Origin of the sequence: Pantoea sp. SM3 (assembly GCF_000963995.1) — a bacterium.
Classification (GTDB): Bacteria; Pseudomonadota; Gammaproteobacteria; order Enterobacterales; family Enterobacteriaceae; genus Pantoea; species Pantoea rwandensis_B.
Window position 1 is genome coordinate 145715 of record NZ_JZRD01000008.1, and the last position, 17414, is coordinate 163128.

Annotated in this window: 12 protein-coding genes; 8 read left to right on the forward strand and 4 right to left on the reverse strand. The window is 53.8% G+C overall.

Going from position 1 to position 17414, the window contains the following annotated elements; genetic code table 11:
• Window positions 1-9 precede the first annotated feature (9 nt).
• From VI01_RS05400 to VI01_RS05415, 5 genes are all read left to right on the forward strand, one after another.
• Window positions 10-1059 carry a cytochrome d ubiquinol oxidase subunit II gene (locus VI01_RS05400; protein ID WP_034823522.1) on the forward strand — a complete coding sequence of 350 codons (1050 nt, stop codon included), beginning with the start codon at window positions 10-12 and terminating at the stop codon, window positions 1057-1059.
• Window positions 1060-1065: 6 nt separating this feature from the next.
• The gene (cydD, locus tag VI01_RS05405; protein WP_045814272.1) at window positions 1066-2826 is read left to right on the forward strand and encodes a thiol reductant ABC exporter subunit CydD; all 1761 of its coding nucleotides are present in this window, start codon (window positions 1066-1068) and stop codon (window positions 2824-2826) included.
• On the forward strand, window positions 2823-4469 hold the full coding sequence (gene cydC, locus VI01_RS05410; protein ID WP_045814273.1) for a thiol reductant ABC exporter subunit CydC: 1647 nt from the start codon (window positions 2823-2825) through the stop codon (window positions 4467-4469). The genes cydD and cydC overlap by 4 nt, the downstream gene beginning before the upstream one ends.
• 110 nt (window positions 4470-4579) lie before the next feature.
• A complete protein-coding gene (locus tag VI01_RS24675; RefSeq protein ID WP_072050617.1) occupies window positions 4580-4750 on the forward strand; it encodes a YlcI/YnfO family protein in 171 nt (56 codons plus the stop codon).
• A gap of 811 nt (window positions 4751-5561) precedes the next feature.
• Window positions 5562-6221 carry a DUF1345 domain-containing protein gene (locus tag VI01_RS05415; protein WP_045814274.1) on the forward strand — a complete coding sequence of 220 codons (660 nt, stop codon included), beginning with the start codon at window positions 5562-5564 and terminating at the stop codon, window positions 6219-6221.
• Window positions 6222-6224: 3 nt separating this feature from the next.
• On the opposite strand, the gene VI01_RS05420 is transcribed toward VI01_RS05415, so the two are convergent.
• Window positions 6225-6533 carry a hypothetical protein gene (locus VI01_RS05420; protein WP_038647003.1) on the reverse strand — a complete coding sequence of 103 codons (309 nt, stop codon included), beginning with the start codon at window positions 6531-6533 and terminating at the stop codon, window positions 6225-6227.
• Between the two features lie 109 nt (window positions 6534-6642).
• On the opposite strand from VI01_RS05420, the gene VI01_RS05425 reads away from it, so the two are divergent.
• Window positions 6643-6921 (forward strand): VF530 family DNA-binding protein, encoded by a 279-nt coding sequence (locus tag VI01_RS05425; RefSeq protein ID WP_045814275.1) that lies wholly within the window; start codon window positions 6643-6645, stop codon window positions 6919-6921.
• Window positions 6922-7125: 204 nt separating this feature from the next.
• Window positions 7126-8556 (forward strand): cytosine permease, encoded by a 1431-nt coding sequence (locus tag VI01_RS05430; protein WP_045814276.1) that lies wholly within the window; start codon window positions 7126-7128, stop codon window positions 8554-8556.
• Window positions 8557-8592: 36 nt separating this feature from the next.
• Here the strand turns inward: VI01_RS05430 and VI01_RS05435 are convergent, their stop codons facing one another.
• Complete coding sequence (locus VI01_RS05435; RefSeq protein WP_045814277.1) at window positions 8593-9144, reverse strand: YbhB/YbcL family Raf kinase inhibitor-like protein; 552 nt, start codon at window positions 9142-9144, stop codon at window positions 8593-8595.
• Between the two features lie 112 nt (window positions 9145-9256).
• Between VI01_RS05435 and VI01_RS05440 the strand changes: the two genes are divergently transcribed.
• A complete protein-coding gene (locus VI01_RS05440) occupies window positions 9257-13846 on the forward strand; it encodes an ATP-dependent helicase (RefSeq protein ID WP_045814380.1) in 4590 nt (1529 codons plus the stop codon).
• On the opposite strand, the gene VI01_RS05445 is transcribed toward VI01_RS05440, so the two are convergent.
• Together VI01_RS05445 and VI01_RS05450 are read right to left on the reverse strand one after the other, a co-directional pair.
• Entirely contained in the window at window positions 13843-15942 is a 2100-nt protein-coding gene (locus tag VI01_RS05445) for an FUSC family protein (RefSeq protein WP_038650120.1), read from the reverse strand. The genes VI01_RS05440 and VI01_RS05445 overlap by 4 nt on opposite strands.
• A gap of 349 nt (window positions 15943-16291) precedes the next feature.
• On the reverse strand, window positions 16292-17407 hold the full coding sequence (locus VI01_RS05450) for a beta-propeller fold lactonase family protein (protein ID WP_045814278.1): 1116 nt from the start codon (window positions 17405-17407) through the stop codon (window positions 16292-16294).
• Window positions 17408-17414 lie beyond the last annotated feature (7 nt).

Genomic DNA, 17414 nt, shown 5'->3' on the forward strand with positions numbered 1-17414 from the left:
AATAAATCCATGGACATGCTTAATTCGACTCAGCACTTCCTGATCATCGCCTGGTGGTTAGCCTTTGGTATCAGTGTTCTTTTATATATCGCGCTGGATGGCGCCGACCTGGGGGCAGGGATCTTCTCGCTCTTCGTCCGCGACCATGATGAACGTGGCGCGATCATGTCGGCAATGGCCGGCACCTGGGATGCCAACGAAACCTGGCTGATCGTCGCCGGCGGGATTATGTTCGGCACCTTCCCGTTTGTGTACGGTTCGGCGTTTAGCTATCTGATGGTGCCGATGGCGCTGGTACTGTGGGGTATTATGTCTCGTGCGGTTGCCCTGGAATTCCGTCACCTGGCCTCGCCATTCTGGCAGAAGTTTTCTGACGGCATCTTCGGTGTCGCCAGCCTCGCGGTCACCTTCTTTGGTGGGATGAGCGTTGGCGCGTTGCTGCAAGGTTTCCAGATGGATTCACCAGCTCAGGGGGTCCCCACCTATGTGGGCGGTGCATTTAACTTTATTTCAGCGTTTTCCATCTGGACCGGTGTGGCTTCCTGCGTGGCAATGACGCTGGCAGGCGTACTGTTCGTGCGTGCTCGCTTCGAGAAAAATGAACCGATTCGTCAGGATGCAGCACGTTGGACCGCGGTGATCTTCTGGTTAGCGATTGCTGCCGTGGTGATTACCTGGGTGTGGAGTGCGGTGATCTTCGACTGGGCACGTGCGAAATGGTTTGGTCCGCATTTCTGGATCTGGGGCCTGTTTGGCTTAATCGCACTGGTCTGTATTGATCAGGTGCGTCGTGACACTCTGAAGGACAAAGATTTTGCAGCGGTGATGTGGTTCAATGGCGCGGCATTCATTCTGGGCTTCGGTATGTTACTGACCATGTTCCCATGGATCGTGCCAGGCACCTGGACCATCTGGGCGGGCGCCAGCCCACAGGTTTCGCTGATTACCTTCACCATGACCATGGGCGGTTTTGTGCCGGTGATGCTGATGTATAACTGGTATCAGATCTGGGTATTCCGCGGCCGTATCTCCAAGCTGGTTGGTCACGGGGGACACTAAGACATCATGTCTGCGAGTTCCCCTCCAAGTGGAATGGCAGCCCGCCTGGCGGAACGTTGGCTTTCGAGCCTGCGTCGCCAGGCGGGCGGTTTATTTTCACTGTCCATCAGTATGGCGGCGCTCAATGCCATACTGATGATTGCACAGTGCTGGCTGTTAGTCTGGCTGATCAACAACGCTGTGCTCGGCGGTAAAAACTTTACTGCACTCCTGCCTTATCTCTTGTGGCTCCCGGTGGTGATGTTGTTGCGCGCAGGGATCGATATCCTGCGGCAGGGCTTTGCATTTGAAGCTTCTGCACGTATCCGTCAGGGACTGCGCGGCATGTTGTTAGATCGCATCGCTGCGTTGGGTCCAGCCTGGAGCCAGCATCAACGTACGGGCAGTATCGCCAGCTCCCTTGGCGAAGGCGTCGAAGCTATCGAAGCCTATTTTTCCGGTTTTCTTCCGCAAAAAATCATCATCGGCATTGTGCCGCTAGCCATTCTGGTGGCGCTTTTTCCTTTTGACTGGGTCTCCGGCTTGATTATGCTGATCACCGCGCCGCTGGTGCCGTTGTTCATGATCGTCGTAGGAAAGGGCGCAGAGAAAATGAGCCTGAAGCAGTGGCACAAACTCAGTCTGATGAGTGCCCACTTCTTTGATGTGATTGCTGGCCTGACAACGCTTCGTCAGACCAATGCGGCGCGTCGGCAAGCGAACATTATCGCCGCGATCTCAGACAGCTATCGTCAGACCACCATGAAGGTGTTGCGACTCGCATTTCTTTCATCATTAGTGCTGGAATTTTTTGCCACCATCAGCACCGCGATGGTGGCGGTATATGTTGGATTCCGTCTGTTCTATGGCGAGATGGGCTTCCTGCCTGGGCTGTTTGCCTTGTTGCTGGCGCCAGAATTTTTCCGTCCCCTGCGCGATTTGGGCACGCACTATCATGCCCGAATGGATGCCATTGGCGCGACGGAAGGTCTATTGGCGATCCTGAATGCTGAAGTGCCTGCATCGTCGCAAGGCCACGCCGAACTCCCGGCAAAACCGCGTGAAATCAACGTGGAAGGCGTGAGCTATCAGTATGAAGAGGGCGGCGGAGTCGCGGATGTCTCGTTGACTTTGCGAAGCGGGGAAACACTGGCGATTGTCGGCACCAGCGGCGCCGGTAAAACGACGTTATCGCGCCTGTTATTGGGCTTTATTACCCCAAACTCTGGACGCATCGTCATTGATGGCAGCGATCTTTCATCATTAGATCTTCCCGCATGGCAGCAACAGATTGGCTGGCTCCCGCAGCGGCCGACCCTCTTTGCCGGTTCGATTGCGGAAAATATCCTGTTGTCGCGTTCAGGTATCAGCCATGCAGAGGTTGAAGCAGCAGCAAAGCTGGCTCAGGCTGACACGTTTATCCAGTTACTGCCGGCGCAGTATGAATACCTGCTGGGCGACGGTGGGAAAGGGCTGTCCGGTGGGCAGATCCAGCGTATTGCGATGGCGCGCGCCGTATTGAGTGCGCCAGCGGTGGTGATTCTTGATGAACCCACGGTGGCGCTGGATCGTCAGACAGCACAGCAAATGATTACCGCGTTGAGTGACACATTACCGGATAGCGCACGCTTGATCATCACCCACGATACGGAGATCGCTGCCACGGCTGACCGGGTTATCGTGCTGGCGAAAGGGCGTGTGGTCGAGTCGGGAACGCCGCAGGCATTGCGCGATCAGTCTGGGGTATTCGCTGAACTCGAGCGTCTGCAAACAGGAGATCTCGCATGAAGGATCTTTGCCATCTCTTGCGCCTGGCGCGCCCATGGCGTTTCCGCATGGCGGTGGGGATATTGCTCTCTGTGATTGTGATTCTCTCCAACGTTGCACTGCTTGCCTTGTCAGGCTGGTTTATCACCTCCATGGCGCTGGCTGGCGTAGGCTCTCTGGCACTGGAGTTTTTCACTCCGGCTGCGGCGATTCGTGGCCTTGCGGTATTACGTACTTTCGCGCGTTATCTGGAAAGATTAGTCACGCACGATGCAACGTTGCGCTTATTGTCGGTTTTACGTGTCTGGTTCTATCAACAATTAGCGCATCTTGCGCCTGCACGACTGCAGGATTTCCGCGATGGGGATGTGCTGGCACGTTTTCGCGCTGATATTGATAGCCTCGACAATTTCTATCTGCGTATTCTGACGCCGGCCATTGCAGGGCTGATTTCGTCGCTCATCATTTTGGCAGGAATTTGCTGGTTCTCACCTTCAGTGGCATTGATTGATGCCGTGGTGCTGATGCTTGCGGGCGTGATCGTGCCCTGGATTGTGGCATCGCTGACGCAAGCCAGTGGCAACCAGATTGCTACCCTGCGCTCATCTGTTCAGGCCGCATCCACCGATTTGGTGCGGGGATTAGCAGAGTTACAGCTGGTTGGCGCCGTTAGTCACCAAACCGATCATCTGCGCCAGCTTTCTCAACAACTGATTAGCGCACAGCGTCGGCAAGCCTGGATTAGTGCCAGCGGCGGGGCGCTCTGCGCCTTAATGGGGCAGCTCGGGTTATTTTTTGCCTTTATCCTGTTGTTTAACACTGGCCATGCAACCGGCATTTCTGCCAGTGAAATCGTGATGTTGCTGTTCACCATACTGGCGAGCACTGAAGCGGTGGCTGGGTTGCCCGCTGCCTTTGCCGCCCTTGGTACTACGCGCGCAGCGGCACGCCGATTGTTCTCGATGACCGAACTGACACCGGCGATCGTCTTGCCTGAAACCAGCTCAGTACCGGAAAGCAGTGAGCTGTCATTTAATTCAGTCACGATGCGTTATTCACCTGATGCTCCTAACGTACTGGATAAACTGAGCTTTACCGTGCCCGTCGGCCATTGCCTGGCGATTTTGGGACCCAGCGGAGCGGGTAAAACCACCGTATTGAATCTGGTGCAGGGATTCTGGGAAACGACAGCGGGAGATGTCACTATTGGCGGTTGTCCGGTCAGGACGCTTTCTGAAGATACACTGCGTCAGATGATCTCGGTGGTTGGCCAGAAAACCTATCTCTTCAACGCATCGATTCGAGACAACCTGCGCCTGGTTGCTCCGGATGCGGATGATGAGGCTTTATGGGATGCACTGGCGCGCGCCGCTTTAGACGACGAAGTCCGCGCATTTCCGCTGGGGCTCGACACCCTGGTGGGAGAGTTAGGAGGGCGTCTGTCTGGTGGTCAGGCCCGCAGGATTGGGATTGCCCGCGCCTATCTTTCCCATGCGCCGATCGTGTTGCTGGACGAGCCCACCGAAGGGCTAGACGCAGTAAATACCGAATTAGTGCTTAACTGCTTGAAAGAACTCATTAAGGGTAAAACCACGCTGCTGGTGACCCATCAGATCCAGCCACTTTCCCTCGCGGACAGTCGATTACTGCTCGATAAACAATAACAAGAGCAGGGATCTGTTTTTTGGTTTATTTACATCTGCTTAGGGTCAACCTGAGCAGATGCTTAATCAATACAAAAATAAACTTGTGAGACAACTGACCAGGGATCACCATGGATAAAATGACAAACTCCAAAACCCGAAGAAAACATATTCGTTTCCCACATCTGCTGATTGATCAAATCGAAGAGAGTATGAAGAGCGAAAACATTCAAAACTTCTCAGCCTGGGTGGTAGAAGCCTGTCGTCTGAAAGCGCGGGAAGCTGGCAACGGAAAGAAGTAATTTATCATTTCCCGTCGGTGGCATGTCATCATCGCTGACGTGTAGCGGGCGGGAAATCCAATCTGGTTTAAATCCTTCAATTTCATCTCACATAAATGTTCCGCGCTTGAAACAGCAGCGCCAGTAGAACGCACAGCTCAACAAAACACACGCATATTAGAGGCGGTCATCTTATCTTAGCCAGACAACCAAAGGGCGCATAATGTATATTATGTTAAATAAGGTGCCTGGAGGCGCACCAGAAGCTGTACACCATGCTCACCCGCTCTCCATTGTCTTGTCCTGCCAGACTGTCTCGACTGCCAATCGACATCCTGCTGATCGTTTATGGCAATACAGGAAATGGTTAATCCCCCGCACTGGCCTAACCGTCTTCAATTGCGTATAAGCCATCAAACCTCCCATGCTGTTCGATGGCTCACATAATAAATGACTCATCATGGGCTTTACCTCTCACTCTAATGCATTGATTTTCAAAACGTCAGGTAAACATGAAAACACCATGAATGCAGCCTTCGAGTAGACTTAGTTTTTGATCGCTGAAACTGTCCAGCCTAAGCGAGATATCAATGCCCCCTTCAAAAATCGTATAAAACACCATCAAATTAAGGCGTCGCTACGCCAATCTTTAGCAATAATCCCTCACATGAAATCTCAGAATTCACGTAGCGACGTCTGAGAATGCAGCGTTCAGCCAGCGTCTTAAACCGACAAGCATTCAAATCCCGATAGGATTCGTAACAGCTATCTCAGGCGTTTTTCCTGCCATCAACTACAGTTAACTGATTCAAACCCCAGCAAAAAAGACATCATGCCCTTTTCTCTCACCACACATCTGTTCGCGCGGCTACGTCTGTTAATCTCGATTGTTGCCGGTGTCGTCTGCTATTTCTTGCTCCCTGCAAAACTGGGCGAGTTGCAACGCGTATTGATTGGATGGAATGTGCTGGCGTGGCTTTATCTGTGGTTTATCTGGTTTCGCATGCTGCGTACCGATGCTGGCGAGATCAAGCGTATCGCCCAGATGCAAGATCAGAGTGCTGCGTTGGTCTTGGGCATGGTCATTGTGGCCTGCATGATCAGCATCGTAGCGATCATGAGCGAACTCCCGGCACTAAAAAATCTCAATGGCACGCCGCGCGTATTACATCTGTTATTAACCGCGATGACGTTGGTTGTCTCATGGGCATTACTGCCGAGCTCATTTGCCATGCATTACGCACACCAACACTATTTGCGTCGCACTCAGGATGTCACACCCATGATTTTCCCGGAAAAACCGGACGAACCGGCTTACTGGGATTTCCTCTATTTCTCATTCACCATCGCAGTTGCATCGCAGACCGCTGATGTGGCAACCGGTACCACCGAAATGCGCAAGCTGGCGCTGCTGCAATCGGTGATCTCGTTTATTTTCAATCTGGCCATTCTGGGATTGTCGGTGAATGTCGGCGCCGGATTGCTGAGTTAACCCTTAACGACGCCCTTTATTAATTGAGGCAGACCAGTTGAAGTCACTGACTTCGCTGGCAGATTGCGCTTCAGGTTTCTTGCGGCGCGTCGGTGTTTTTTTGGCTTTGTCCGCTTTGGCTTTTTCTTTGGCTAGCTTGATGGTCATCACTTGCTGACGCGCGTCTGCGGTATATTCTTTCTCTTTCTTCGCATCAGGCTCTTTACCGCTGCGCTGGCGATGTTTTTCCATTAACCCTTTGAAGATCTCATCCACTTCAATTCGTTCGGCTTCATTAAACTGATCGATTGAAATCATTTTCTTATCGCTCATCGCGTTATTTCCTCAGTAAATGGCTAAGCTCAAGTCTACACCATTGCTGCCGGCGCGGCTTTCTTGTAATCTTGCCCGCCAATCATCCGCCTGCCAATTAGGACGTAATATGACCGCTCACTCTTCTAAAGATCCCATGCACGGCGTGACGCTCGAGATGATTGTTAATGCGTTAGTGGCACATTATGGCTGGGTCGAACTTAGTAAACTCATCAATATCAACTGTTTTAAAAACGATCCCAGCGTAAAATCCAGCCTCAAATTCCTGCGCCGCACACCCTGGGCGCGTGCTGAAGTGGAAGCGCTCTACCTCGAATCTCTTGAGGAACCCGCCAAACAAGATTCGGTGGAAAGTGGCTTTAATCCCTGGACCCAGGGCTACAAATAACCACAGCGGCTGACGCTCTGCTCGCCCTTTCCTTTTGGACAACCTTGCCAGCGTCATCACATTTTCCAATGATAGGCTGCCTTGTAACTTCATTTCTCGCGTGACAATATCGATACATGTATATACATGTATCGCCCATTGCAAACACAACTGATAAACAAAAATAACATAACGCACTGCGTTCATTGTTTCAGCGAGGAAACTATGTCAGCCGAATCACCTGCAGCCGATTATTCAGGCAAAGAAAACCAGCGCCTGTCTGAAACCCGCTCCATCGATTACATTCCGCTCCGCGAACGCCATGGCCACCCTTTTAGCCAGTTCACACTCTGGTTTGGCGGTAATCTGCAAATCACCGCCATTGTCACCGGTGCGCTCGCCGTGGTGCTGGGCGGCGATGTGGTGTGGTCGCTTGTGGGTCTGTTGGTAGGCCAGATTATTGGTGCCGCCATCATGTCGTTGCATGCTATTCAAGGCCCGCGCCTTGGCTTACCACAGATGATCACCAGCCGCATGCAGTTTGGCGTGTATGGTGCGGTGATCCCGCTGGTACTGGTATGTATTATGTATGTCGGATTTTCGGCCAGCGGCACCGTGTTGGCCGGTCAGGCACTGGCAAAGTTGATTAATGTTAGCAACGCGACCGGGATGGTCCTGTTCAGCGCCATCATTGTCGTGATTGCGGTGCTTGGATATCGGGTGATTCACAAGCTGGGTAAAGTGGCGAGCGTCATCGGGGTGCTGGCTTTTGCTTACCTGTTTATCACCCTGCTTTCCACGCATGATTTGTCCGCCGTATGGCAAAATCAGCACTTCACGATTGCCAATTTCCTGCTGGCCGTTTCGCTATCTTCTTCCTGGCAGATAGCATTTTGCCCCTATGTCTCTGATTACTCACGCTACCTGCAGGCTGACGTATCGGCGAACAAGCTGTTCAGCTCGGTGTTTTTCGGCACCGTATTAGGCACACAGGCCTCAATGACGTTGGGCGTGATTGTGGCGGCTATTGCAGGAAAAGCGTTTTCCGGCAATGAAGTGGGATATATCGTTGGTCTGGGCAGTAGCGCGACCATGGCTATGGTGATCTACTTCGCTATCTGTTTTGGCAAAATTACCTTCACTACCCTGAATGCTTACGGCAGCTTTATGTCACTCACCACTATTGTGTCAGGGTTCCGGCAGCAAACGTCTCTCAGTCGTGGTGGTCGTATTGTGTTTGTGGTGCTGATGGTGACGATAGCCTGCATCATCGCACTGATCAGCGAACCGGCCTTCCTCAAGTCGTTTACCCATTTCCTGTTGTTCCTGCTGGCCTTCTTTGTTCCGTGGAGCGCAATCAGCCTTACCGATTTTTATCTGATCACCAAAGGACGCGTCGATATTCCGGCACTTTCACAACCTGATGGCCGTTACGGTCGCTGGAACTGGGTTGGGATTGTGGTGTATTGCCTGGGCGTATGGGTGCAGCTGCCGTTTATTGATAATCCGCTGCACCATGGCTCATTAACCTGGATATTTGCGGGTAATGATGTGTCGTGGATTATTGGTTGGTTTGTCACCGCATTGCTGTGGTTAGCTGCACGTCGGTGGGATCGCCGTGGCACGCTGGAAAGATCGTTCCACCCTGCGGAGTGACGTTGTCACGGCCGCCTCAACTGGCGGCCGTATCACTTACTTATCTTTAGTAAATCGCCCCACAATGGTGGCAGCCCCCAAGGTATGGCCTTTCAATTTGGCGATCAACTCATCATGTGTCAGTCCGCCAGGCAATTGATTTACTGGCAAATCTGTAGCCACCATCACGAAGTTATAATGATGTATGCCACTTCCCACCGGCGGGCAAGGACCGTAGTAACTTGTGGTGCCCGGTGAATTCTTACCTCCGGTGTAACCTTCGCCTTTACTCAACTCGCCCTGCGCAAACTGCGTGCGATCCGCCGCGATGTTATAGGCCACCATATGTGTCACGCCTAACCCTTTTCCCCCTACGGGATCGGTCAGCATCAGTGCAAAACTGCGGGTGCCGGCGGGTGCATTCGACCAGCTCAAAGCCGGCGACACATTGTCGCCGGTGCATGACGGGTTACTTTTGTTGTTGCCTGCAAAGGTTTTATTCAGCATGGCACTGTCGTTAAAATCCGATGATTGCAGCGTAAAGACCGGGGCAGCCAACACGCTTCCCGGAAGCAGCGCCAATAATAGTGCGCGTTTGAACATCACCATTTCTCACTCCTGTTGATGAAAAAATCAGCCAAAACATCAAGTATATAACCTGATCACATTCATGCCGCAGACTACACTGCTGAAAGTCCTCTTTGAAACGCAGGAGCATTGGATGCCAGCCTCTTCACTCGCGTTGTTTACCGCTGCCACGCAGCAATGGTTTCGCGACACCTTTAGAGCGGCGACGCCCGCACAACAGGAAGCCTGGCGAGCCATTTCGAGCGGTAAAAACTGTCTGGTGATTGCACCTACTGGGTCTGGTAAAACGCTGGCGGCATTTCTCTATGCGATTGATGCCCTGTTTCGTGAACGCAGCGCCGGAGATCTCCCCGAACGAAGCCACAGAACACGCATTCTTTACCTCTCTCCGGTGAAAGCGCTGGCGGCAGATGTTCAGCGCAATCTGCAACGGCCTTTAGCGGGAGTGGCTGACGAGCGGCGCAAACGCGGTGAAGCCGAGATCACCCTGGAGGTGGGCATGCGATCTGGCGATACACTCAGCAGCGAGCGGACAAAATTACAGCGTCGCCCACCGGATATTTTGATCACTACGCCCGAATCTTTGTTTCTGATGTTGACATCAAAAGCCCGCGACACGCTGCGTGGCATCTCTACGGTGATTGTTGATGAAGTACATGCCATCGCAGGCAGCAAACGTGGCGCGCATCTGGCGCTCAGCCTTGAACGGCTGGATGCGCTGCTAACGCACCCTGCGCAGCGTATCGGCCTCTCCGCCACGGTAAAACCACCTGAAGTTGTCGCACAGTTTCTTGGCGGAAGTCGCGAAACACTGATCGTTAATCCTCCCGCTCAGCGCCCATTAGCGTTAACCATTAGGGTCCCTGTTGAAGATATGACGGATATTCAGCAGCGGCCCGATAGCCGTTCAGTACAGGATGCCACACTGTCCGCGGGATCCATCTGGCCACATATTGAAGCCGGGATTCTGGATGAGGTGTTACGCCATCGCGCCACTTTGGTGTTTACCAATTCTCGCGGGTTGGCTGAAAAACTTACCGCGAGGCTGAATGAGCTCTACACGCGTCGTCTCGGAGAAAAGCCCACTGCGCCAGAAGCATTATTTGCCTACGGTTCCTTTACCGGCGGCACAGAAAAACGCACCGTCACACCGAATGACTTATTGGCTCGATCCCACCACGGTTCTGTTTCTAAAGAACAACGGCTGGAAATTGAAAACGCGCTCAAAGCGGGAGAATTGCGCTGCGTGGTCGCCACATCAAGCCTGGAGCTGGGTATTGATATGGGCGATATCGATCTTGTAATTCAGGTGGGTGCGCCCCCTTCGGTTGCCAGTGCGCTCCAGCGCGTCGGGCGAGCGGGTCATCAGGTTGGTGGCACACCCAAAGGTATCATCTGGCCGCGAACCCGACGTGATTTGGTGGATGCGGCCGTCATCGTCGACTCGATGATGGCGGGTGAACTTGATGCGATAACCCTGCCACACAATCCGCTGGATCTGCTGGCTCAGCATACGGTCGCCGCCGCCTCAATGGACACGCTGGAAATAGACAGCTGGTTTGAGCTGGTGCGGCGCGCAGAACCATTCAAAACGTTACCGCGTAACGCATTTGACGCCGTATTGGATATGCTAGCCGGGCGTTATCCTTCCGATGAGTTCGCCAACCTGCGCCCCCGCATCATTTGGGACCGACAGAACAATACCCTCACCGGGCGGCCTGGTGCGCAGCATCTGGCCGTCACCAGCGGTGGCACCATTCCGGATCGCGGCATGTTTAGCGTTATGCTGCCTGAAGGTGAAGAACAGACGGGGGCACGGCGCGTCGGGGAACTGGATGAAGAGATGGTTTATGAGTCGCGGATTAACGACATCATTACCCTGGGCGCGACATCATGGCGCATTCAGCAAATCACCCACGATCAGGTGGTGGTGGTGCCTGCACCGGGCCGTTCAGCACGTTTGCCCTTCTGGCATGGCGACAGCCTCGGCCGTTCAGCGACACTGGGGGAAGCGATTGGCGGTTATTTGCGACACGCCAGTCATGAGGTGTCACTGCCCGGCGACAGTCTTGACGCCAATGCCCGACACAATATTAAAAGCCTGGTCGCAGAACAAATTCAGGCAACCGGCGAGTTGCCCACCGACCGCAGCTTGTTGATTGAGCGCTGTCAGGATGAAACCGGCGACTGGCGCGTGATCCTGCACTCCCCTTATGGGCAGCGCGTGCACGCTCCCTGGGCGCTGGCGGTGGCAGAACGCATTGGCCGCATCATGGGGATCGATCCGGCTGTGGTCGCCAGCGACGATGGTATCGTGGCACGCTTCCCCGATAGCGACGGTCGGGTGCCGGGTGCCGAGCTCTTTTTATTCGAACCGGATGAACTGCAACGCATCGTCATGGCATCAGTCGGGCATTCGGCACTGTTCGCCGCTCGTTTTCGTGAATGTGCTGCCCGTGCCCTGCTACTGCCACGCCGCAATCCCGGCAAACGTTCTCCTCTCTGGCAACAACGTTTACGCGCGAGCCAGTTGCTGGAAGTGGCGCGTCAGTTTGCAGACTTCCCGATCCTGATTGAGACGGCACGCGAATGTTTGCAGGACGTATACGACCTGCCTGCGCTGCATCACCTGATGGCGCGATTACATCAGGGTGATGTGCGGTTGACAGAAGTCACCACCGAAACGCCCTCGCCGTTTGCCGCACCGCTGCTGTTTGGCTACGTCGCCGAGTTCATGTATGCCAGTGATGCACCGCAGGCAGAACGACGCGCTTCAATGCTGGCGCTCGACAGCAATCTGCTGAGTGATCTCCTGGGTCAGGCGGAGATGCGTGAGTTGCTGGAACCCGCCGTGATTGCACGTGTTGAACAGGAGTTACAGCGTTGCGTGGCGGAGTATCAGGCGCGCAGTATTGAGGCTCTGGTGGATATGCTGCGCGAACTGGGTCCGTTATCAACCGAAGAACTTGTTGCACGCTTCAATGGCGATGAGCCCCTTGAGCCCGGCTTACACGCGCTGCAACAGGCGCAGCGGATTGTCAGTGTGACAATCGCGGGTATCGCACGCTGGGCAGTGGCTGAAGATGCGGTGCGTCTGCACGATGCGCTGGGTTGCGTGTTACCTGTAGGCCTCCCGGCAGCACTGCTCGAACCGGTCGTCCGTCCATTGCAGGATCTATTGGGGCGCTACGCCCGCACCCACGCCGTATTTTCCAGTTTGCAGGTGGCTCAACGCTTTGGCCTCGGCCGCGCCGTTGTGGATGAAGCTTTGGATCAGCTTCGCCAGCAAAATAAGTTACTTAAAGGCGATTTTCTCGCCTCTGGAGCTGATGAGTCCGCGCAGTGGGCAGCAGAAAGCGTGTTTCGCCGCTTGCGTGTACGATCGTTACAGTCCGCACGCGACGCCACTCAACCCGTTGCACCGACCGCATACGTGGCGTTTCTGCTTGAGCGCCAGGGGCTGTTGAGTGATGCGAGCGCGCGTCAGACACAAGGCGCTTTCTCCGGTCTGAATGGCGTAATGAGCGTCGTTGAACAACTGGCAGGCGTGGTGCTGCCGGTATCACTGTGGGAATCGCAAATCTTCCCTGCACGCGTTCGGGATTATCAGCCAGCCATGCTGGATGAATTGCTCTCATCGGGAGAGATTATTTGGGTCGGTCATCCCTCATCAAACCTACAGGACGGCTTGGTTTCCCTGCATTTAAGTGAATTCGCCAGCGAAACCTTGCCTGCCCTGGATCATTCAGTGACATTGTCACCTATTGAAAGCAGATTAGTGGCGCTGATGCAGGACGGCGCGGGTTGGTTCGTCAGACAACTGATGCCGCGCATCACTGAAACCATGGATAGCGATGAACTGATTGAGCCGACAGACGTGTATCAGGCTCTTTGGCAACTTATCTGGCGCGGAGTCCTGACCATCGATACCTGGTCGGCACTGCGTAATCTCAGTCAGATTGCCAGCACGCCCAAACCGCGCCCTGTTCGTGCTCGTCACGGACGGCACAGTCGCTCCAGTTTTGGCGCCAGCCGCCCGGTCGAATCACGACTCTCACTTCACGCTATGGCCGGTCGCTGGTCGTTGATTCCTCGCCAGCCGATTGCCGACACCGAACGCGCGCTGTCAATGGCAGAAAATATGCTCGACCGATTTGGTGTCATAACAAGAGGTGCCGCAATCGCCGAACAGATTCCCGGTGGTTTTCCGGCGCTACAACCGGTGCTGCGCGCTATGGAAGATGCGGGCCGACTGTTGCGCGGGCGTTTTATTGCAGGCATGGGCGCCGCGCAGTTTGCTGATAACTCTGCTATCGATCGACTGCGTCAACTCGATGCCGACAAGTCAGCGCGGCATGCCCCCGTTGTGCTATCAGCCATTGACCCTGTCAATCCCTTCGGGTTAACACTGCCATGGCCGATCAGTATCACGGGAACCAAACCCACGCGCCGCGCGGGTGCTTTCGCGGTGATCGTCAGGGGTCGCGTGATGCTTTACCTGCCACCCGGTGGCAAAGAGTTGATGACTTTTCATGCGCAGGACAGCGACGAAGATCTTCATGCCGCACTGGTTGCGCTGGGCCAGGCGTTAAGCCGCGAAAAGCATCTTCATTTCACGCTGGAACGGATTAACGATCGACCCGTCGGACAATCCAACCTGCTCGCGGCGTTAAAAGAGGCAGGTTTTTCCCGTGTCCCCAAAGGTTACAGTTGGTACGGTTAATAAGCGCGCTGACGATAATCCTGCAGTTGCATTCTTTCCAGCTGGCGCGGCGTGGCAACGGGCCACGCTTGCTGCGGAAACAGGTAAAGACGAATGCTAAACAGATGAAACAGCGGTGTGAGTAACCCGTCATCCTGCTTTGCCAGCCGTTCCAGCAGCAGCAACAGCCAGTCGAGTTCATCCAGCAAATCCTGGTGTGGTCGGGTTTGCAACGATTTCAGACGCCGTTTCAGGAACAAGGCGAGCTCGTGGAACATTTGTCCACTGTCCAACTGATGTTTTGCCAGCAGATCTTTGTGTCGGGCGTAGTAATCAAAGCTGTTCACGCCCAGCCACACCTCCGTTAATAACATCCCGGCGGTCGACATATCCGGCTGTGGATCGAGCCGTAAACGGGGTAACACCACGTTGACCTTATCCAGCATCAAACTGATAAAACGTTGCCTGCCAAGCAGTGACGACCCCGTACGTTCAAGCTCTTTAATAAAACGCAACAGCTCACGTAAACCCTGACGAACCGCGCGCCGCGCCGTCCATGAAGGACGTTTGTTACGCATCAGCACGGTGGCTATCACGGCAAAAAGTACGCCCGTCAGTGATGCAATGGCGTTGTTAATGAGCAGTACCAAATCGGGTTTCAGATGATGGCCCAAACCGATAAAGCCAGGAATCTGGATAGCCACGCTGATGCCAATCATATTGGTTGAGGGACGTGCAATCATCAGGCCGAGTATCAGCAAGCCCGGCACCAGACAAATAATCAACGCTTCAAATGAGGTCGCCTGCGGCAACAGCAACGCCACATAAATTACGCTGATAACAATGGCGACAATCACACCACGCACGAACAATTTCATCGAAGTCAGTGGCGTATCCATACTGGCAAAAAGCGAACTCAGGATGGCGGCCATCACCGGTGCTGAGGCACCATCGTGCCACCCCGTGCCCATCCACAGCAAACAGGAGCCAAAAATCGCGCAAAAGGCGGTTAAAGCAGAAAGCCTGATCAGCCCTTTGTCATAGAAACGATGAGTGCGTTTACCGCGTGCGGGTGTGGTGTCGCCCGAGAGATCGCTGACCAATCCGCCGACGCTTTGATACGCGCCCGCAATGCGCACGAAGTCGGCCATACGCTCCAGCAAACCGGTAAACAGCAGGCAGTGTTCAATCGGCAGCTCCCCGCTACGCCAGGCCTGGTTGATATCATTCTGACAACGGCTTAATTCCAGCTGGATACCGCTGGTTTCGCCAACGGCTTCACCATCGTTAAGCCAGTGCAAAAACAGACGAAACGCCACCGCGACGTTGTCCGGGAACGTAATCTGCAGTGCCGATAAACGCTGCAGACGCAGCTCAATGGCGGTGAGCGTAGGGATTAAATAAGAGAGATGTTGATACTGCACGCTGACCAGACGAATCAAACGGCGCGCGGCATCACCCTCGTAAACACAGTGCGTAATCAGAATTTCCACTTGCTGCGGATTGGTCGCCATACGCGTCAGAATGTCATCGCGCTCGGGAGACTTATCGCCCGGAATACCTGACAGCAAATCGTGGCACAGCTTGCGCGCATTTAAATACCACTGGCTGACACTCTGTTCCAGCAAACTACGCATCGAGACCGGAAACAATAACGCATGCACCAGGCTGCTACATACTGTGCCTACCGCGATCTCTTCAATACGGGATAACACGGTATTGGTGATCGACAGCGGCGTCATCACCTCGGGAAATCCCATGATGGCAGCGCTGTAACCTGCCAGCATGAACACATAGCTTTTCGGCGTGCGATCGTGCAGGGAGAGATACAGGCACACACTGACCCACAGCGAGATAACAAAGCTAAAAAGTAAGGGGTGTTCAACAGTGACGGGAAAAACAAAGAAGATAAACACGCCGCCTAACAAGGTGCCGAGCATACGAAACAGTGATTTCGAAATGGTGGACGCAGAGTAAAGCTGAGAGGCAATGAAAACCGTGGTAATGGCCCAGGCGGGTTTATCCAGGTTGAGTTCCAGTGAGAAGTACAATGCCAAAAAGGCAGCCAGACAGGTTTTTACAGCAAAAAAAACGGCGTTTTTTGAAAACCACTGCATGACAGTATTGAGACCAGACGGCACTAAGTGCGGCGTATCCTGCCAGAATATTCAATCTACTCACGGCGATAAATATGTCAGGTTGTTACAGCATCAAAATTGGTGATATTGGCAGGTAATCAATAACAGGGTAATTATTAAGGGTTACTAATGGACTAAGTGCGAATTCAGCCCTTTTTTACAGAATCTCTCTGATTTATAAGCCTATTGCTTCACAGCCTGTCATCAGTCAGATAAATGTGTTCTGGATCACACTTTTCTAAATAACCTCAATGATTACAACGGCTCCATAAAAACATTTCGCGCAATCTGGCGCACAGTGTTGCGCCAGATCATCGCAGGGTGAAACTCAGTTACTCACCACTGTTACCCAGTTCGCATCTTTGCCGGCAGGCGCTTCACTTACACGCTTCAACGATCCACTTTTGGCATCAATGGCGTAGCTTCCTGTTACCGCGCTTTTTTCACCGCTGGCAATCAACCATTTTCCGTCTGCGGTAATAGCAATGCTGCGCGGCTGCTTCTCAACCGACCAGCTGCCAATCAGCGTCAGGTTGCCACTGTGTGGATCAACGCGGTAGCCACTCACCGTACTGCTGGTCCGTTCGGTCACATACAGGAAGTGACCGTTTGGCGTCAGATGAATATCGGCTGACCAGATCCGTGGCGTGGTATCGCTATAGCCCGCTGGACGCTCACGCCCATGTTGCAATTTAAATTCCTCGGCTACTGCATTGGGTGTTTCACTGACTTTGACCAGTTCGCCGCTCGGTTCACGGCGGAACTGAGTGATGATGCCGCCCATCTCGCCGACGTTATACAGATAGCGCTGATCCGGCGATAAGACCGAATGACGCGGGCCGTTTTCATCGGCGGTTTTCACATAACCGTTACCCAGCGCGCTGAGTTCCCCCTCCTCATTCAATTTCAGCTGTAACACGCGGTCAGTGCCGAGATTACCGACGTAGGCGGTTTTACCGGCATCATCAACAATGACCGAATGTGCCGCATGACCCGTCTTGTAACTGCCAACCGGCGGCGCTATCACCTTGCCATCTTTGGCCAGCCGATAGACATGCACCACATCGCCATCGTAGGAGGCGCCCAACAGGAATCGCCCTTGCTTGTCGGTGCTGATGTACGGATAACTGGCGGTAGCAGGGACTTCAGCTCTCTGATGAAGATCGCCGGTGGCGCGATCGATCTGCCAGCTCACCAGTTGCAGTGGCTTGCTGCGAATGGCCGCATATAAATGCTGGTGGTCGGCACTCAGCGCCAGCGGCATCACTTTTCCGCCGGCCTGGGTACGACCTAGCAGTTGCAATGCACCGGATTGATCATCCAGTACGTAGCGCGCGATGGTGCCATCATCGGCTTCTGAGACGTAAACAAAGGTTTTTGCCAGCAATGGAGCGCTGAGCGCCATCGCCGTGAGTAATGTGGCTATCTGAAAGGTTTTCTTCATTTAATTT